Annotated in this window: 12 protein-coding genes; 7 read left to right on the plus strand and 5 right to left on the minus strand. The window is 70.9% G+C overall.

Features of this window, described 5'->3' with window-relative positions; translation table 11 throughout:
• The first annotated feature begins 64 nt into the window (after nucleotides 1-64).
• Together pulA and ACSQ2D_RS05485 are read left to right on the plus strand one after the other, a co-directional pair.
• Nucleotides 65-5,860 carry a pullulanase-type alpha-1,6-glucosidase gene (gene pulA, locus ACSQ2D_RS05480; RefSeq protein WP_435984974.1) on the plus strand — a complete coding sequence of 1,932 codons (5,796 nt, stop codon included), beginning with the start codon at nucleotides 65-67 and terminating at the stop codon, nucleotides 5,858-5,860.
• Nucleotides 5,861-5,980: 120 nt separating this feature from the next.
• On the plus strand, nucleotides 5,981-6,922 hold the full coding sequence (locus ACSQ2D_RS05485; protein ID WP_435987820.1) for an aldo/keto reductase: 942 nt from the start codon (nucleotides 5,981-5,983) through the stop codon (nucleotides 6,920-6,922).
• 177 nt (nucleotides 6,923-7,099) lie between these two features.
• On the opposite strand, the gene ACSQ2D_RS05490 is transcribed toward ACSQ2D_RS05485, so the two are convergent.
• Entirely contained in the window at nucleotides 7,100-8,434 is a 1,335-nt protein-coding gene (locus ACSQ2D_RS05490) for an MFS transporter (RefSeq protein ID WP_435984975.1), read from the minus strand.
• Nucleotides 8,435-8,439: 5 nt separating this feature from the next.
• Nucleotides 8,440-9,075: a winged helix-turn-helix domain-containing protein gene (locus tag ACSQ2D_RS05495; protein WP_435984976.1), complete on the minus strand. Its 636-nt coding sequence runs from the start codon at nucleotides 9,073-9,075 to the stop codon at nucleotides 8,440-8,442.
• Between the two features lie 286 nt (nucleotides 9,076-9,361).
• Here ACSQ2D_RS05495 and rplM point away from each other — a divergent pair, with 286 nt between their 5' ends.
• Nucleotides 9,362-9,805, plus strand: a complete 444-nt coding sequence (gene rplM / locus ACSQ2D_RS05500) for a 50S ribosomal protein L13 (protein ID WP_020143191.1) — start codon at nucleotides 9,362-9,364, stop codon at nucleotides 9,803-9,805.
• A gap of 35 nt (nucleotides 9,806-9,840) precedes the next feature.
• A complete protein-coding gene (gene rpsI, locus ACSQ2D_RS05505) occupies nucleotides 9,841-10,344 on the plus strand; it encodes a 30S ribosomal protein S9 (RefSeq protein WP_435984977.1) in 504 nt (167 codons plus the stop codon).
• A 149-nt stretch (nucleotides 10,345-10,493) separates the two neighbouring features.
• Here the strand turns inward: rpsI and ACSQ2D_RS05510 are convergent, their stop codons facing one another.
• Nucleotides 10,494-11,645, minus strand: coding sequence for a hypothetical protein (locus ACSQ2D_RS05510; protein WP_435984978.1), 1,152 nt, complete (start codon nucleotides 11,643-11,645; stop codon nucleotides 10,494-10,496).
• A 283-nt stretch (nucleotides 11,646-11,928) separates the two neighbouring features.
• Here ACSQ2D_RS05510 and glmM point away from each other — a divergent pair, with 283 nt between their 5' ends.
• The 3 genes from glmM (at nucleotide 11,929) to ACSQ2D_RS05525 (ending at nucleotide 16,617) form a co-directional block, all read left to right on the plus strand.
• Complete coding sequence (gene glmM / locus ACSQ2D_RS05515; protein ID WP_435984979.1) at nucleotides 11,929-13,275, plus strand: phosphoglucosamine mutase; 1,347 nt, start codon at nucleotides 11,929-11,931, stop codon at nucleotides 13,273-13,275.
• Nucleotides 13,276-13,356: 81 nt separating this feature from the next.
• A complete protein-coding gene (locus ACSQ2D_RS05520; protein ID WP_435984980.1) occupies nucleotides 13,357-15,408 on the plus strand; it encodes a M3 family metallopeptidase in 2,052 nt (683 codons plus the stop codon).
• A gap of 39 nt (nucleotides 15,409-15,447) precedes the next feature.
• On the plus strand, nucleotides 15,448-16,617 hold the full coding sequence (locus ACSQ2D_RS05525) for a low temperature requirement protein A (protein WP_435984981.1): 1,170 nt from the start codon (nucleotides 15,448-15,450) through the stop codon (nucleotides 16,615-16,617).
• 88 nt (nucleotides 16,618-16,705) lie between these two features.
• On the opposite strand, the gene ACSQ2D_RS05530 is transcribed toward ACSQ2D_RS05525, so the two are convergent.
• Both ACSQ2D_RS05530 and ACSQ2D_RS05535 read right to left on the minus strand, forming a co-directional pair.
• Nucleotides 16,706-17,221 (minus strand): beta-class carbonic anhydrase, encoded by a 516-nt coding sequence (locus tag ACSQ2D_RS05530; RefSeq protein ID WP_435984982.1) that lies wholly within the window; start codon nucleotides 17,219-17,221, stop codon nucleotides 16,706-16,708.
• A 31-nt stretch (nucleotides 17,222-17,252) separates the two neighbouring features.
• On the minus strand, nucleotides 17,253-18,965 hold the full coding sequence (locus ACSQ2D_RS05535; protein WP_435984983.1) for a fumarate hydratase: 1,713 nt from the start codon (nucleotides 18,963-18,965) through the stop codon (nucleotides 17,253-17,255).
• Nucleotides 18,966-19,038: the final 73 nt, after the last annotated feature.

The following is a 19,038-nucleotide window of genomic DNA, read 5'->3' on the forward strand; positions in this document are numbered from 1 at the left end:
GTTCTCCCCGGTGGTCGAGCGTCCAGACGCGGGCGTGAGCGACCCAGCCCACAAAGGAGTGCGCATGCGCCGTCGCCCGGCCCTGTCCGTCGCCAGCATCTCGGCCCTCGTCATGGCCGGACTCGCCGTCCCCCTGGCCGGGGCCCCGACCGCCCGGGCCGACGCCCCGCGCACCGCGACGGTCGTCGGGTCGCTGCAGGACGAGCTGGGCTGCAGCGGCGACTGGAAGCCCGACTGCACCGCGACCGACCTCACGCTCGAGCCCGGGACGACGACGTATGCCGCCGAGTTCCGGGTGCCCGCGGGCAGCTACGAGCTCAAGGTCGCGATCAACCACTCGTGGGACGAGAGCTACGGCAAGGGCAGTGGCAACGTGCCGCTCGTCCTCGCCGGCCCGGCCACGCTGCGCTTCACCTACGACGACACGACGCACGCCATCGGGATCGCCCCCACCGACCTGCCCGGCGCCGCCACGAAGGCCGACACCAAGCTCGCTGCCTCGTCGCTCCGGTCGCTCGCGACGAAGGAGCGCTTCTACTTCGTCATGGCCGACCGCTTCGCCAACGGCGACACGGCCAACGACAAGGGCGGCCTCACGGGCGGACCGCTCTCCACCGGCTTCGACCCGACGAACGAGGGCTTCTACCACGGTGGTGACCTCAAGGGCCTGACCGGCAAGCTCGACTACATCAAGGGCCTCGGCACGACCGCGATCTGGCTCACCCCGTCGTTCAAGAACCGCGCCGTGCAGGGCAGCGGCTCCGACGCGAGCGCCGGCTACCACGGCTACTGGATCACCGACTTCACGCAGATCGACCCGCACCTGGGCACCAACGCCGACATGAAGGCACTCATCTCGGCCGCCCACGCCAAGGGGATGAAGCTCTACTTCGACATCATCACCAACCACACCGCCGACGTCATCTCCTACGACGGTGGCACCTACACCTACGTCAACAAGGAGACGAGCCCCTACAAGGACGCTCGCGGCAACGTCTTCGACGACGCCGCCGTCGCCGGCAAGCCGGCCTGCTCCGGAGCCACGGTCCCGAACTGCTTCCCGACGATGGCGGCGGGCACGTCCTTCCCGTACGTCCCGAAGGTCGCCGACGCCGACAAGGACGTCAAGGTCCCGGCGTGGCTCAACGACACGACGCTCTACCACAACCGCGGCGACTCGACGTATGCCGGCGAGTCCTCGACGTACGGCGACTTCTCCGGTCTCGACGACCTCTTCACCGAGAACCCGAAGGTCGTCACGGGCATGGAGGACATCTACAAGTCCTGGGTCGACTTCGGCGTCGACGGCTTCCGCATCGACACCGTCAAGCACGTCAACATGCAGTTCTGGCAGGCCTTCTCGCCGTCGATCCTGAAGCACGCCAAGGCGATCGGCAACGACGACTTCTTCATGTTCGGTGAGGTCTACGACGGCAACCCGGCCTACACGAGCCAGTTCACGACGAAGGGCGCGCTGCCGGCGACCCTCGACTTCGGCTTCCAGGGTGCGGCACTCGGCTTCGCCCAGGGCAAGGCGACGACGGGCATCCGCGACCTCTTCGCCGGCGACGACTACTACACCGACACCGACTCCAACGCCTACGAGCTGCCGACCTTCCTCGGCAACCACGACATGGGCCGCGTCGGCGCGATGCTGCTCGCCGGCGGCGCCACGGGTGACGACCTGCTGGCCAGGGACCGTCTCGCGACGTCCCTGATGTTCCTGACCCGCGGCAACCCGGTCGTCTACTACGGCGACGAGCAGGGTTTCACCGGCCCGACCAGCGACTTCGGCGACAAGCGCGCGCGACAGGACATGTTCGCCACGCAGACGCCGATCTACCAGGACGACGTCGTCGTCGGCAGCAGCAAGCCCGCGGGCACCGGTGCGCACTACGACACGTCCGCCCCGCTCTACCGTGAGATCAAGGCGCTCTCCGCCCTGCGCGCGGCCAACCCCGCTCTCGCGGACGGCGCGCAGGTGCACCGCTACGCCTCCGACGCGGCCGGCATCTACGCGATCAGCCGCATCGACAAGGCAGCCAAGCGCGAGTACGTCGTCGTCGCCAACAACGCCACGACCGCCAAGACCGCGACGTTCTCGACCTACTCCGCCGGCTCGAAGCTCGTGCCGCTCCTCGGTGCCACCTCCGACCTGCGCGCGGCGGCCGACGGGCGCGTCACGGTGACGGTCCCGCCGCTGTCGGTGGCGGTCTACCGGGCGAACTCCACCATGGCGCAGCCGACGTCCGCCCCCGCGATCTACCCGACGTCGCCCAGCGCGGGCGGTGTCGTGGGTGGTCGTGCCGAGATCGGTGCGGCTCTGCCCGGCAACACGTTCGCGGAGGTCTCCTTCCTCCAGCGGCCGGTCGGCACCTCCACCTGGACGCCGCTGGGCACCGACGACAACGCGCCCTACCGCGTCTTCCACGACGTGTCCGGCCTCGCCAAGGGCACGCTCGTCGAGTACCGCATCGTGGCCAAGGACCTCGCCGGCCACGTCTCGGCGACCTCCACCTACGGCACCGTGGGCGAGCCCGAGACCTCCGGGGGAGGCGGTGGCGGCGGCGTCGGTCCGGTCACGCAGCCCGACAACGTCAGCGTCCCCGGCAACCACAACTCCGAGATGGGCTGCTCGGGCGACTGGCAGCCCGACTGCGCCCAGGCGCAGCTCGCCCTCGACGCCAAGGACGACATCTGGAAGGGCACCTTCGACTCCATCCCGGCCGGCGACTACGAGTACAAGGCCGCGATCAACAAGTCGTGGGACGAGAACTACGGCGCCGGAGCGGTCAAGGGTGGCGGCAACATCGCCTACACCGCCGCAGGCAAGCCCGTCACCTTCTACTACGACCACCGCACCCACTGGGTGACCAACGACGCGACCGGCCCGGTCATCACGGCCCCGGGCAGCTTCCAGAGTGAGCTCGGCTGCCCCGGCGACTGGGCGCCCGACTGCATGCGCTCGTGGCTGCAGGACCCCGACGGCGACGGCACGTACGTCTTCACGACCGACCAGATCCCCGCCGGCTCCTACGAGTTCAAGGTCGCCGTCGGTCTGTCCTGGTCCGAGGCCTACCCCGGCAACAACGTCGCCTTCTCGGTCCCGGCCGACGGCGTGCTGACGACCATCACGTACACGTCCTCGACGCACGAGGTCACGGTCAAGACCTCCAAGGCGGGCGCTGCGCCCGACCTGACGAAGTCCAAGGCCTACGTCGTGGGTCCCGACCTCGTCGCCTGGCCGGCGTCGGCCCTGCCGGCCGGCACCGACCCCGCGACCCTCGACTGGCGCCTGCACTGGTCGGCCGACGGTGGTCTCGCCGTCGACGCGGAGGCCGTCACCGGCGGCTCCGTGGCGAGCCTCACGCGTGACCCGGCGGGGCTGCCGGCCTCTCTCGTCGCCGCCCACCCCGAGCTCAAGGGCGCCGTGGCCCTGCGCCTCGACAAGGCCACCGCCAAGCTGATGCCCGAGATCCTCAAGGGCCAGGTCGCCGTCGCGATGTACGGCTCGACGGGTCAGCTCCTCGACGCGACCGGCGCCCAGACGGCCATCGCCCTCGACGCGATCTACGCCGCCAAGGCGGCCGGCCGCAGCTACGGCGTGGCGTTCACGCGCGGCCGGGCCACGTTCAGCCTCTGGGCCCCCACGGCCCGGCAGGTCACCCTGCTCACCTGGCCGGCCCGGTCGGCAGACCGTCCCGTCGACACCGCACGCCGGACGCCGATGACGCGGTCGGCCGACGGGGCGTGGACGACCGGTCTCAGCACCTCGACGGCGCTCAACGCCCGCTACCTCTACGAGGTGAAGGTGTGGGCGCCGACGACGGGCAAGGTCGAGACCAACGTCGTCACCGACCCCAGCTCGGTCGCGTTGACCGTGAACTCGACCCGCTCCGTCGCGGTCGACCTCACGAGCCCGGCCCTCATGCCGTCGGTGTGGAGCCGCACCCCGTCACCGAAGCTCGCCCAGGACGTCGACTCGACGATCTACGAGCTGCACGTCCGCGACTACTCCATGTCCGACGCCAAGGTCCCGGCCGCCCTGCGCGGCAGCTACCTCGCCTTCGCCGCCGACGGCGACGGCCGGGCCCACCTCAAGGCGCTCGCCAAGGCCGGTCTCAACACCGTCCACCTGCTCCCCAGCTTCGACATCGCCTCGATCGAGGAGGACAAGGCCAAGCAGCAGACGCCGCAGTGCGACCTCGCCTCCTACGCCCCCGACAGCGAGGAGCAGCAGAAGTGCGTCGGGGCCGTCGCGGCCAAGGACGCCTTCAACTGGGGCTACGACCCGTACCACTACAGCGTCCCGGACGGCTCGTACGCGTCGAGCACCGCGGCGGCTGACGGCGGCGCCCGTGTGGCCGAGTTCCGCACGATGGTCGGGGCCCTGCACCAGGACGGCCTCCGGGTCGTGCTCGACCAGGTCTTCAACCACACGGCGCAGTCCGGTCAGGCGGAGAAGTCGGTGCTCGACAAGGTCGTGCCCGGCTACTACCACCGCCTCAACGCGAGCGGCGCCGTCGAGACCTCGACGTGCTGCCAGAACGTCGCGACCGAGCACGCCATGGGTCAGAAGCTCATGGTCGACTCCGTCGTGTCGTGGGCCCGCAACTACCGGGTCGACGGCTTCCGCTTCGACCTCATGGGCCACCACAGCAAGGCCAACATGCTGGCGGTGCGCGCGGCCCTCGACGCCCTGACGCTCTCGAAGGACGGCGTCGACGGGAAGGCGATCTACCTCTACGGCGAGGGCTGGAACTTCGGCGAGGTGGCCGACAACAAGCTCTTCGTCCAGGCGACGCAGGGCCAGCTCGGCGGCACCGGCATCGGCACCTTCTCCGACCGCCTGCGTGACGGCGTGCGTGGAGGCGGACCGTTCGACGAGGACCCGCGGCACCAGGGCTTCGGCTCGGGCGAGGCCACCGACCCCAACGGTGCGGCGGTCAACGCCGACGCGGCGACCCGCCTCGGCAGCGACACCGACCTCGTCCAGCTCGGGCTGGCCGGCAACCTCAAGACGTTCACCTTCCGCAGCCAGAGGTCCGGCACGGTCGTCAACGGCACGCAGGTCGACTACAACGGGTCCCCGGCCGGCTACGCCGACCAGCCCGACGAGGTCGTCAGCTACGTCGACGCCCACGACAACGAGACGCTCTTCGACTCGCTGACGTACAAGCTGCCGGTCGCGACCTCGATGCAGGACCGGGTGCGGATGAACACCCTGTCGCTCGCGACGACCGCTCTGGCGCAGACGCCGTCGTTCTGGCACGCCGGCGCCGACCTGCTCCGCAGCAAGTCGCTCAACCGCGACTCCTACGACAGTGGTGACTGGTTCAACCGTCTCGACTGGACGGGCGCCGACAACGGTTTCGGTCACGGCCTGCCGCCGCAGGAGCAGAACTCGGCCAAGTGGCCGTTCATGAAGCCGCTGCTCGCCAACCCGGCGCTCAAGCCGACGGCTGCCGACGTGCGCAGCGCCGACGCGATGGCGCAGGACCTGCTGCGACTTCGCTTCAGCACCAAGCTGTTCCGTCTCGGCAACGCCGCCGCGATCAACGCCAAGGTGTCGTTCCCGGTGTCTGGCACCGCCGATGCGAAGCAGGGCGTCATCGTCATGCGGATCGACGACACGAAGGGCGCCGACGTCGACCCGGCCCTGCGGGGTGCGGTCGTCGTCTTCAACGCGAGCCCCGACCCCGTGACGCAGAAGGTGCCCGGTCTCTCCGGCACGGCGACGCTGAGCCCGGTCCAGGCGAACGGCGCCGACAGCGTCGTCAAGCAGGCGGCATACGACCCGGGGAGCAGCTCCTTCTCGGTGCCCGCGCGCACGGTCGCGGTGTTCGTCCAGCCGAGCTGATCGCGCCGACTCCTCGGAGGCCGGTCCCCACATCGCGGGGGCCGGCCTTCGTCGGCAGGTGCGGACCTGCCGACCGGGCCGGCGCGGGCATAGGTTGGTCGGGTGACTGCGACTCCTGACATGACCTACCGGCAGCTCGGCGACAGCGGCCTCACCGTCTCCACCGTCGGCATCGGCTGCAACAACTTCGGCCGACGCCTCGACCAGGACGGCACGAACGCCGTGGTCCGCCAGGCCCTCGACAGCGGCATCACCCTCTTCGACACGGCCGACATCTACGGTCAGGGCGCGAGCGAGGAGATGCTCGGTCTCGCGTTGGGCTCCGAGCGCGAGAACGTCGTGGTGGCAACGAAGTTCGGCATGGACATGCAGGGTGCCAACGGACCCGACTGGGGCGTGCGGGGGTCGCGGCGCTACATCCGCAAGGCGGTCGAGTCGAGCCTGCGACGCCTCGGCACCGACTGGATCGACCTCTACCAGCTGCACCGGCCCGACCCGCAGACCCCGGTCGACGAGACGCTCGCGGCACTGGACGAGCTCGTCCGCGAGGGCAAGGTGCGCTACCTCGGCAGCAGCAACTTCACCGGGTGGCAGGTCGTCGACGCCGACTGGACGGCGCGCGCCGCGGGCACCGCTCGGTTCGTCTCGGCGCAGAACGAGTACTCCCTGCTCGAGCGCGACGTCGAGGACGAGCTCGTGCCCGCGTGCGAGCACGTCGGGGTCGGGCTGCTCCCGTTCTTTCCCCTCGCCTCCGGCCTGCTGACCGGCAAGTATCGTCGCGGTGAGCCCGCCCCCGAGGGAACGCGCCTCGCCGGGATGGCCGACCGGCTCGAGAGTGCTGACTGGGACACGATCGAGGCCCTCGAGGCGTATGCCGCCCAGCGCAATCTGCGCCCCATCGACGTCGCGATCGGCGGGCTCGCGGCCCAGCCGGCGGTCGCGTCGGTGATCGCGGGTGCGACCCGCCCGGAGCAGGTCCTCGACAACGTCCGGGCCGGCCTGTGGGAGCCCACCGCCGAGGACCTCGCCGAGCTCGACGAGATCACCACCCCGCCCGCCTGACGAGCCAAGCGTCGAGTGAGCGCCCGGCCCCACTCGAGTGAGCGCCCGGTCCCACCCCTCCCGTCGAGTGGCCCCGTCGTCACACGCCACTGGGGCTGGTGTGACGGCGGGGCCACTCGACTGTGGGGCTCGTGTGACGGCGGGGCCACTCGACTGTGGTGGGTGGGTGGGGGGGGATCAGTCGACGGCGGGGTGGAGCGTCGTCTCGCTGGGCTCGCCTGTCTTGCTCGTCACGCCTGCATCGGCCGCGCGGGCCTTCTCGGCGCGGAGCGCGTGGCGGTAGAACCACGCGCCGAGGATGCTGACGGCTCCCGCGGTCACCATGGCCACCTGCGTCGACGTGCGTTCGGCGAGCAGGCCCAGGAGCGGGGCCGCGATGCCGAAGGCCGCGGAGGCGACCATCGAGTTGATCGAGAGCACCGTCGCCCGGTTGCGGGCCTTGGCCTCCCGGTGGAGCAGTGCGGAGTGGGCCGGGCCGGCGGCGCCGTGCAGGAGGTACGTCACGCCGTAGGCCGCGATGAGTGCCGCGGGTCCCGCGACGAGCCCCATGACGACCGCGCCGATGCCGTTGAGCACACGGGCGGCGATCGCGGTGCGGGTGACGCCGATGCGACGGCTCGACCATCCGGAGAGGGCCGCGCCGAGGGCGAAGACGGCCCACCCGGCGGCCGCCACGGGGCCCATGATGGCGCCGGCGCGCTCCTCACCACCGACGAGCTCGGCGAGCCGGATCGGCTGGAAGGTCTCGAAGACGATCATCGCGACCGACCAGAACACCTCGACGCAGACGATGCCGCGCAGCGCGCGGTTGCTCCGCAGCAGGCCGAGGCCGTCACGCACGACGACGGGAGCCTCCTTCGCGGACGCGAGCGCGCGTCGGGCTCCCGAGGCGTCGAGGTGCTCGGCCCCGCGGGGCTCGCGCAGCAGCACGAGGACCGCGACGAGGTGGACGACGTTGAGGACGACGAAGACCGCGACCGGAAGGACGAGCGCCGACGCGCCCGCGAACGGGTGCCACCAGACGAGGCCACCGGAGACGGGGGCGCCGGCCGCGATCGCTCCACCGAGCACCGTGCCCTGGGCGGCGAGCGCCCCGTCGACGTCGGAGCCGGGAGTGGAGGCGTGCACCGTGTCGACGAACCACGCCTCGAGGGGCCCGGAGTCGAGCGCCCGGAAGATCCCGGTGAGCACGGCGGCGGCGAAGAAGGCCCAGAAGGAGTGCGCCACGAGCAGGATGCCGCTCGCGAGGACGTTGACGACGGCCGAGACGACGAAGACCGGGCGGCGGCCGAAGGCGTCCGCGAAGCCACTCGTCGGCAGCTCGAGCGCGAAGATCGTCAGGCCGGCGGCGGACGAGATGGTCATCGCCTGCGCGACGGTGAGGCCGCGCTCGAGCTGCCAGAGCGTGAGGAGGCCGACGACGAGCCCGACCGGGAACCACCGGGTGAAGCTCAGGGTGAGGAAGACGCGGCGGGCCGCGGTGGGGGAGAGCAGGGTGTCGCGAGGGCTCATCGGGCTCACTCCTTCGTCGTCGTCGGGGGGCGGTCGAGGTCGAGCGGGTAGGCGAAGGCGTACACGGCGATGCGTCGGGCCTGCGGGTTGCCCTGGCCGACGCGTCTGTAGCGCTCGATGAGGTCCCACATCTCCTCACGCATCGCCTCGAGCGACTCGGCGGTGACGAGGACGGCCGCGTCGCTCGAGCCGCAGGCGTCCTGCCACGCGGTGGGCCACGTCGTCGAGACGTCGAGCCACTTGTCGTACTGCTCGCTGAAGTGGCGGGCGTAGTCGCGGGTCAGCCAGTTGAGGGCGGTCTCGGAGTCCTCGTCACCCTCGAAGTCGCTCGGGTGCCAGGAGTGGTACTCCGAGCTCGCTCGCCAGAGTCGTCGCTTGCCCTCGCCCTCCCCGGTGTCGTGGACGAGCCCGACCGACTCGAGCTTGCGCAGGTGGTAGCTCGTGGCGCCGGAGTTGGTGCCGAGGAGGGTGGCGAGGTCGGTCGCGGTCGACGGCCCTCCGCGGCGCAGGGCCCCGAGCAGGCGCGACCGGAGCGGGTGGGCGAGGACGCGCACGCTCTCGCGCGTGAGCCAGACGTTCTCGTCGTCGGAGGGTCCGGACGATGTCCGAGGGGAGGGGTTCGCGGAGTCCTGTGCAGCCATACTGTGCACAATACCTCTGCACACTTCATATGCACAAGATGTTTGCACGATGAGGCCGAAGAGGCATTGCTGCAGGTCAGGCGTCGTTTTGGGTCCGGGTGCACATGATTTGGGCACGAGTGCCCGACCCCGTAACATGGATGAAGTTGTGCACCGGGCCGTCAGGCGAACCCAACATCCCCACGACGTGGACTCCACGAGGATCCACGAAGGCGAGGCTGGGCGACGCGGACCGAGCCCAGCGGCATTCACTGCTCCACCATTTCAGAAGCGAAGGCAGACTCCATTGCGCACGTACACCCCGAAGCCCGGCGAGGTCACTCGCACGTGGCACGTCATCGACGCGACCGACGTCGTGCTCGGCCGTCTCGCGAGCCAGGCCGCTGTCCTGCTCCGGGGCAAGCACAAGCCGCAGTTCGCGCCGCACGTCGACACCGGTGACTTCGTCATCATCATCAACGCCGACAAGGTCGCCCTGACCGGCGCCAAGCTCGAGCAGAAGAAGGCCTACCGCCACTCGGGCTTCCCGGGCGGCCTGCGGTCGACCTCCTACACCGAGCTGCTCGCCAAGAGCCCCGAGAAGGCCGTCGAGAAGGCCATCCGCGGCATGCTCCCGAAGAACTCGCTGGCCCGCCAGCAGCTCTCCAAGCTCAAGGTCTACCGCGGTGCCGAGCACCCGCACGCGGCCCAGCAGCCCGTCCCCTTCGAGATCACCCAGGTTGCGCAGTAAGCCCCCCGGCTGCTGCGTAGAAAGCGACAAGACACGTGACTGACATCGTGAACGAGGAAGTCCTCGACACCGACGAGCCCGAGCTGACCGAGTACACCTCGGAGTCCGACGGCTCCGTCGCCGGCGAGCCGAAGCGCGCCCGTGAGGTCTCGACCCCCGGCGGCGCCACCGGTCGCCGCAAGCAGGCCATCGCCCGCGTGCGCATCGTCCCCGGCACCGGCGAGTGGAAGATCAACGGCCGCACCCTCGACGCCTACTTCCCCAACAAGGTGCACCAGCAGATCGTCAAGGAGCCCCTGACGCTGCTCGAGCTCGACGGCTCCTACGACGTGCTCGTCCGCGTGCACGGTGGTGGCCCCTCCGGCCAGGCCGGCGCGGTGCGCCTCGGCGTCGCCCGCTCGCTCAACGGCATCGACGAGGAGCTCAACCGTCCCGCCCTCAAGAAGGCCGGCTTCCTCACCCGTGACCCCCGCGTCCCGGAGCGCAAGAAGGCCGGTCTCAAGAAGGCCCGCAAGGCTCCCCAGTACTCCAAGCGCTGATGCTTCGGCTGGCGCCGAGCATCACCGCTTGGCTCCAGTCGCGCTGATCTGGCTGGCCTCAGCTGGTTGCACGAAGGCCCCCGAGCTCTGCTCGGGGGCCTTCGTCGTCCTCCGACGGCGTATGCCGTCAGGCGGGCGTCGCCGGTGCGTCAGCCCACCGTGGGGTGGCTGAGGTCGCACCGGTTGGTGTCGTTGGACCACGTCGCCTGCATCGCGAAGCTGCCGGCCGTCGTCGAGACGTTGCCCGCGCCGCCCGCGCTGCCGGGTGCGATCCACGCGCACTCGTCGGCGTTCTCCTGGCCGGAGTAGGTCCGCGACGTCGTGTTGGTCCAGCCGCCGGCGGGGTTCTGGTCGGTGATGGTCTCGGCGTACTCGTGGCCCTCGACCATCGAGTAGCCGTCGTCGGCCCCGGCACTGCCGGCGTTGACGAAGCTCTGCCCGCAGCTCGTGCCCATGTCCATGACGTAGGGCATGTTCGTGAAGGCGATGTCGCCGTATGCGCTGCTCGACCCGACGTAGGGGTCACCGTTGTAGTCGTGCCACGCACAGAACTGGCCGGACGAGGTGTTGAAGCCGTCCGGGTGGGTGCCGGTCGGGGAGAGGATGACGTACTGCGCGTCGCGGTTGCTCGCAGCGGTCGTGTTGCCGAAATGCGCTGCGGCGCGGACGGCTTCGTCGCCGAGCTGCTTGGCCGTCGCGTTCGACGGGGCGGCGACCGACGGGTCGAACCACACGCCCGCGAGCGCCCCGCCGGTCGGGTAGGGCACGTGCGCAGAGCCCGCGGGGCAGGAGGTCGCGCCCTTGGTGACGAGCGGGCCGTCGCAGTACTGCGTCATGACTCCCGACCAGGCCTCCCCGCCGGTGCCCAGGCCCTTGAAGAGCTTCTGCACGACCGGCGCCCCCGCCTTGGGGTCGCCGCTGAAGGTGAGGTTGCCGCCGGCGTCGGTGCCCTGGGTGCCCCACTGGCTGCCGTAGAAGACGAGGTAGACCTTCTCGGCGCCGCCGCTCGTGACGCCGATCCCGTCGACGCCGCCGCCGTAGGAGAGCGTCTTGGACTGGGTGGGCCGCGCGCCCTTGGTCTGGGCCTCCCACCGGTGCATCTGGGTGTTGAGCTCGCGGGTCGGCACCGCGCCGTGGCGGTAGGGGTGGCCGTAGGCCGGCGAGTACGGGTTGGTGACCCCACCGCCCCCGGTCGCGCCGGCGGCGGGCGCCGTCGGCGCCGCGCTGGGTGCCGCGGCGGACGCGCCGAACGCCGTCGCCACGCTGAGGATGGTGGCGGCCGTGGCGGTGGCTGCGGCCACGCGCCGTGAACGTCGAGTGCTCATCGAGTTCCTCTCTGGAAGGACCCGGGAAAGGCCCACTGGTGTCGGGCCCCGGGATGGGCACATCGTGGCGGTGCGCGTCTGGGAAGTGGATGGGTGCCACCTGCCAGTTCCCTGCCACTTTCTCGACCCGATCCGCCGGGTATGTCCCGGTGTGGCCCATCTGAGGCCGGTCGGATGGCCGTATGCCGCCGGGGCGGTATCGTCGTGCGAGCACATCACCCGGCCCGGGGGGCCGGACCCATCGGGAAGGCACACAAGCGTGGCTCGACTCTTCGGCACGGACGGCGTCCGTGGTGTGGCGAACAAGGACATCACCGCCGAGCTCGCGCTCGACCTCTCCGTCGCCGCGGCGCACGTCCTCGGGGAGGTCGGGGCCTTCAACGGACACCGCCCGGTCGCCGTCGTCGGCCGCGACCCCCGCGCCTCCGGCGAGTTCCTCGCCGCCGCCACGGTGGCCGGGCTCGCCTCGGCGGGCATCGACGTGCGTGACGCGGGCGTGCTTCCGACGCCGGCGATCGCCTACCTCGTGGCCGAGCAGGACGCCGACCTCGGTGCGATGCTCTCGGCGTCGCACAACCCCATGCCCGACAACGGCATCAAGTTCTTCGCCCGGGGCGGGCACAAGCTCGCCGACGACCTCGAGGACCGCATCGAGGCCCGGCTGCGTGACGAGTGGCAGCGCCCCACGGGGGGCGACGTCGGCCGCATCACGCCCCTCGTCGACGGCGCGGACCGCTACGTCTCGCACCTGCTCTCGGTGCTGCCCCACCGGCTCGAGGGCCTGCACGTCGTCGTCGACGCCGCGCACGGCGCCGCGTCGGAGGTCGCCCCTCGCGCCTTCCGTGAGGCGGGGGCCCAGGTCACCGTCATCGGCGGCGAGCCCGACGGGCTCAACATCAACGACGGCTACGGCTCCACGCACCTCGAGCACCTCAAGGAGACCGTCGTCGCCGTCGGTGCCGACCTCGGCATCGCCCTCGACGGCGACGCCGACCGCTGCCTCGCCGTGGACGCGACCGGCCACGAGGTCGACGGCGACCAGATCATGGCGATCCTCGCGCTCGCCATGAAGGAGCAGGGCGTGCTGCGCGGCGACACGCTCGTCGCGACCGTCATGTCCAACCTCGGCATGATCCAGGCCCTCGGCGGCGCCGGCATCAAGGTGCTGCAGACCGCCGTCGGCGACCGCTACGTCCTCGAGGGGATGAAGTCCGGCGGCTTCGCCCTCGGCGGTGAGCAGTCCGGCCACGTCGTGATGCTCGACCACGGCACGACGGGCGACGGCACCCTGACGGGGCTCATGCTCGCCTCCCGGGTCGCCGCGACCGGCCGCACGCTGGCCGACCTCGCCGGCATCATGACCCACTTCCCGCAGGTGCTCGTCAACGTCAAGGACGTCGACAAGTCGGCGCTCGAGGCCAACACCGCCGTCGCCGACGCCGTGCGCGCCGCCGAGGGCGAGCTCGGCGAGAGCGGGCGGGTCCTGCTGCGCAAGTCCGGCACCGAGCCGGTCGTCCGCGTCATGGTCGAGGCCGCCGACGGCGACCAGGCCCGCAGCCTCGCGGACCGCCTCGTCGGGGTCGTCAGGGCCGAGCTGTCGCTCTGAGCCGGCCGGACGGCATACGCCCTCGGTGGGACGGACGAAACCGGGTCGAGAGCGGCGCCGCTGCTGCGTAGGGTTCGGTCCATGCCCGACGAGACCCCGGCCGCCAACCCGCTGCTCGCACCGAGCCCGCTGCCCCACGGGCTGCCGCCCTTCGCCCTGATCAGGGACGAGCACTACCGCGAGGCGTTCGACCGGGGAATGGCCGAGCACCTCGCCGAGGTCGAGGCGATCGCGGCCGATCCCGCGCCCCCGACGTTCGAGAACACCCTCGTCGCGCTCGAACGCTCGGGGCAGACGCTCAGCCGCACGAGCCTCGCGTTCTTCGGGACGTCGAGCTCGCTCGCCACGGACGCCGTCCAGGCGATCGAGGAGGAGTACGCCCCGCTCCTCACCGCGCACGCCGACGCCGTCCGGCTCGACCAGCGCCTCTACGCCCGGATCCGGGCCGTCCACGACGACGAGGCGGCGATGGCCGCCCTCGACCCGGAGTCGCGTCGTCTCGTCGAGCGGCACCTCACCGAGATGACCGTCGCCGGGGCCGGGCTCGACGAGAGCGCCAAGGACCGCCTGCGCGAGCTCAACGGCCGGCTCGCGAGCCTCGGCACCCAGTTCGAGAAGCGGCTGCTCGCCGACTCCAACGACCTCGCCGTCCTCGTCGACGACGTCACGCAGCTCGACGGCCTCACGGCGGGGGAGATCTCGGCGGCCGCCGCGGCTGCTGCCGAGCACGGCCACGAGGGGGCGTGGCTCCTCACGCTCGTCCTGCCGACCGGGCATCCCCACCTCGCCTCGCTCACCGACCGCGATGTGCGCCGGCGCCTCCACGAGGCGCAGGGCTCCCGCGGCAACCGTGACAACGCCAACGACACCAAGGCCCTCGTGCTCGAGACCGTGCGGATCCGGGCCGAGCGGGCGCGTCTCCTCGGCTACGACACGCACGCCGCCGCAGCGCTCGCCGACTCCACGGCGCGCACCCCCGAGCGCGTCATGGACCTGCTGGGGCGCCTCGCCCCCGCGGCGGCCCGCAACATCGAGGCCGAGCGGGCGTTGCTCGAGGAGGAGGCCGGACACCCGGTCGAGGCGCACGACTGGGCCTTCTGGGCCGAGAAGGTCCGAGCGTCGAGGTATGCCGTCGACCTCGCCGCGATGCGGCCCTACTTCGAGGCCGAGCGGGTGCTCCACGACGGGATCTTCCACGCCGCCGGGATGCTCTACGGCCTGACCTTCCACGAGCGCGACGACCTCGATGGCTACCACCCCGACGTCCGCGTCTTCGAGGTGCACGACGTCGACGGGACGCCCTTCGGCCTCTACCTGCTCGACCTGCACACCCGTGACACGAAGAAGGGCGGGGCGTGGATGAACAGCCTCGTCCACGAGAACACCCTGCTCGGCCAGTCGAGCGCCGTCGTGTGCAACAACCTCAACGTGCCCAAGCCCGGTGCGGGCGAGCCGACGCTGCTCACCTACGACGAGACCCGCACGTTCTTCCACGAGTTCGGCCACGCGATCCACGGCCTGCTCGCGCGGGTCACCTACCCGCACTTCGCCGGGACCCGCGTCTTCCGCGACTTCGTCGAGTACCCGAGCCAGGTCAACGAGATGTGGATGCTCTGGCCCGAGGTCCTCAGGAGCTACGCCGTCCACCACGAGACGGGCGAGCCCCTGCCGCAGGAGCTCGTCGACCGGCTCGTCGCGGCGCAGTCGTTCGGTGAGGGCTTCGCGACGGGCGAGTACCTCGCGGCCGCCCTGCTCGACCAGGCGTGGCACGCCATCGGCGTCGAGGAGGCCGCGGCCGTCACCGACGTCGAGGCCTTCGAGGCGTCCGCGCTGGCCGCGGTCGGCCTCGCCCACCCCCTCGTGCCGCCGCGCTACCGGTCGACGTACTTCGCGCACACCTTCTCCTACGCCTACGACGCGCAGTACTACGCCTACATCTGGAGCGAGGTGCTCGACGCCGACACCGTGGCGTGGTTCCGCGAGAACGGCGGTTTGACCCGCGCCAACGGCGACCGCTACCGCAGCCACGTCGTCGGGATCGGTGGCGCTGCCGACCCGCTCGAGTCCTACCGCGAGTTCCGGGGCGCCGACGCCGACATCCAGCACCTGCTCGATCGGCGCGGGCTCGGCTGACGGGGAGACCGGCAGGCGCGCTGCTGGCAGACTCGGCCCGTGAGCCACGTCAACGTCGTGCCCCTGTCACGGCGCATGCAGCCCCGTGACCCCCACGAGCCGCATCGCGTCGCGACCCCGCTCGAGCTGCTCTTCGACCTCGTCTTCGTCGTCGCGATCGCGAGCGCCGCCGCGCAGTGGCACCACGGCCTCGCCGAGGGGCACCTCGGTGACCTCGTCAACTTCGTCATGGTCTTCTTCGCCATCTGGTGGGCGTGGATGAACTACACGTGGTTCGCCTCCTCGTACGACTGCGACGACGTGACGTACCGCCTGCTGACCTTCACGATCATGGCGGGCTCGCTCATGCTCGCCGCCGGCATCCCCGAGCTCTTCGGCAGCGGGCAGTCAGGGCTCGTCGTCGGCGGCTACGCCGTGATGCGCTTCGCCATGGTGGCCATGTGGCTGAGGGCGGCGGCCGGGCACCCGGAGGGGCGGCGCACCGCGCTGACGTATGCGGTGGGCATCGCGGTCGTGCAGCTGCTGTGGATCGCCAGGCTCCTTCTCCAGGAGCGCACGGCGCTGCTCGTGTCGTTCTTCGCACTCGTCGTCCTCGAGCTGCTCGTGCCCATCGTGGCCGAGCGGCACGGCATCACGCCGTTCCACCCGCACCACATCGCCGAGCGCTACGCGCTGCTGACGATCATCGTGCTCGGCGAGGTCATCCTCGCCTCGGTGCAGGCGGTCCAGGGGGCGCTGGGGCAGGGCGCGGAGGTCGGGCTGCTCGCCATCGTCGTCGGCGGCCTGCTCATCGTCTTCTCGATGTGGTGGCTCTACTTCAAGCGCGAGCACGCCGGGCTCTTCGAGGGCGGCATCCGGAGCACGTTCGTCACCGGCTACGGCCACTACCTCGTCTTCGTGTCGGTGGCGGCGACGGGGGCGGCGCTCGCGGCCGCCGTCGACCTCGTCCAGGGCGAGGCGCACACGACGGACCGGGTCGTCGGGCTCGCGCTCGCCGGTGCGGTGGCCGTCTACGTGTGGTGCCTGACGGCCATGCACGCGATGGCGGGGGCGCCGGTCGTCGAGACCCGGGTGGGCGTCGTCGTCGGGCTCGTCCTGCTGGCCGTCGCAGCCGTGGCCCCACCCGTCGGCGTGACGGTGCTGACCACGGGGCTCGTGCTGGCCGCCGCCGTCGCTCACCACGTGTGGACCACCCGCGCCGTCGCGTGACCGACCCGACGGGCCCACCCGGCGTTGTCGTCGAGCGGGCCCGTCGGGTCCGTCGGTCCGGCGGTCCGTCGGTCCGGCGGTCGGGCGGTCAGTCGACGGGCTGGAGCAGCCCGGAGTCGACGTCGTAGATGAAGCCGCCGACGAGCGTCCCGTCGGCGATGAGCGGGTGGCTACGGACCCGCGCGACGTCGGCGCGCAGCGTGCGCACCTGGTCCTCGACGACGCCGAAGCTCATCCACGACGCGTCCTTGCCGGCGCTCGCACCGACCCTCTCGCGCAGCTCGTCCTCGGAGTTCGAGGCGACGGCGCACCGCGTGTGCGGCACGACGAGGACGCGCTCGACATTGAGCAGGTGGGTGCCGAGGACGAGCGCCTCGAGGGCCGCCTCGGTGACGCGTCCGCCGGGGTTGCGGAAGATCTTCGCGTCGCCGGGGGAGAGCCCGAGCATGCGCAGCGGGTCGATGCGCGAGTCCATGCACGTCACGACGGCCACACCTCGGTGGGCCACACCGTCGAAGCCGCTCAGGGCGAAGTCCTCTGCCCACGTGCGGTTGGCGGCAAGGAGGTCGTCGAATCCCGATGTCGTAGAGGCGTTCTCGCTCATGTCTGTCCTTTCGCTCACTGGAGTATGTCGGTCACTGGAGTCCGGGTCGCTTGGAGATGGTGAAGGCCATCGGCTTGCTCACCTCGGCGAAGAAGTCGTTGCCCTTGTCGTCGACGACGATGAAGGCGGGGAAGTCCTCGACGTCGATCTTCCAGACCGCCTCCATGCCGAGCTCTTCGTACTCGAGCACCTCGACGTGCTTGATGCAGTCCTGGGCCAGCCGGGCCGCCGGGCCGCCGATCGACCCGAGGTAGAAGCCGCCGTGCGCATCGCACGCGTCGGTGACCTGCTTGCTGCGGTTGCCCTTGGCGAGCATGACCTTCGACCCGCCGGCGGCCTGGAACTGGTCGACGTAGGAGTCCATGCGCCCGGCGGTCGTCGGTCCGAACGATCCGGACGGCATACCTTCCGGCGTCTTGGCCGGACCGGCGTAGTAGACGGGGTGGTCCTTGAGGTACTGCGGCATCTCCTCGCCCGCGTCGAGCCGCTCCTTGATCTTGGCGTGCGCGATGTCGCGCGCCACGACGAGCGGGCCGGTGAGCGAGAGCCGTGTCTTGACCGGGTGCCTGGAGAGCTCGGCGAGGATGTCGTCCATCGGCTGCGTCAGGTCGACCTTGACGACGACGTTCCTGCTGATGGAGCTGACGCCCACGGCGTCGTCCTCGTGCTCGCCGAGGTCGACGGCGCCGGCGTCGGGCAGGAAGCGCGCCGGGTCGGTCTCGAGCTGCTCGATGAAGACGCCGTCAGCGGTGATCTTGCCGAGCACCTGCCGGTCGGCCGAGCACGAGACGGCGATGGCGACCGGGAGGCTCGCGCCGTGGCGGGGGAGGCGCACCACGCGCACGTCGTGGCAGAAGTACTTGCCGCCGAACTGGGCGCCGATACCGAACTGGCGGGTCAGCTCGAGCACCTTCTCCTCGAGCTCGGTGTCGCGGAACCCGTGGGCCGTCATCGATCCCGACGTGGGCAGGGTGTCGAGGTACTTCGCCGACGCGTACTTCGCTGTCTTCAGGGCGAACTCGGCGCTCGTGCCACCGATGACGATGGCGAGGTGGTAGGGCGGGCAGGCGGCCGTGCCGAGCGAGCGGAGCTTCTCGTCGAGGAAACGCATCATGGCCTCCTCGTTGAGGATGGCCTTCGTCTCCTGGTAGAGGTAGCTCTTGTTGGCCGAGCCGCCGCCCTTGGCCATGAAGAGGAACTTGTACTGCGCCTCGTGGCCCGGGAGCGTGTCGGCGTAGAGCTCGACCTGGGCCGGCAGGTTGGAGCCGGTGTTCTTCTCCTCCCACGTCGTGATGGGCGCCATCTGGGAGTAGCGCAGGTTGAGGCGGGTGTAGGCGTCGTAGACGCCCTCGCTGATCGCCTGCTCGTCGGTGCCCGGCGTCAGCACGTGCTGGCCGCGCTTGCCCATGACGATCGCCGTGCCGGTGTCCTGGCACATCGGCAGCACGCCGCCGGCCGCGATGTTGGCGTTCTTGAGCAGGTCGAGCGCGACGAACTTGTCGTTGTTGCTCGCCTCGTCGTCATCGAGGATGGTGCGCAGCTGCTGGAGGTGCGCCGGCCGCAGGTAGTGCGCGATGTCGTGCATCGCCGTCTCGGTGAGCAGCCGCAGCGCCTCCGCGTCGACCTCGAGGAAGGTGCGCCCTCCCGGCCCGTCGACGGCGCGCACGCCCTCGGTCGTCAGCAGCCGGTAAGGCGTCTCGTCGGCGCCGATCGGCAGCAGGTCCTCGTAGGCGAAGTCGGCCACGAAACGCTCCTTGCGATCACAGGTGGGCTCGAGCTGTTCGGGCGTATGCCGCCGAGCCCCACGGCATACGACA

The sequence above is a fragment of the Terrabacter sp. LjRoot27 genome (assembly GCF_964254175.1).
In the GTDB taxonomy this organism is placed as follows: Bacteria; Actinomycetota; Actinomycetes; order Actinomycetales; family Dermatophilaceae; genus Terrabacter.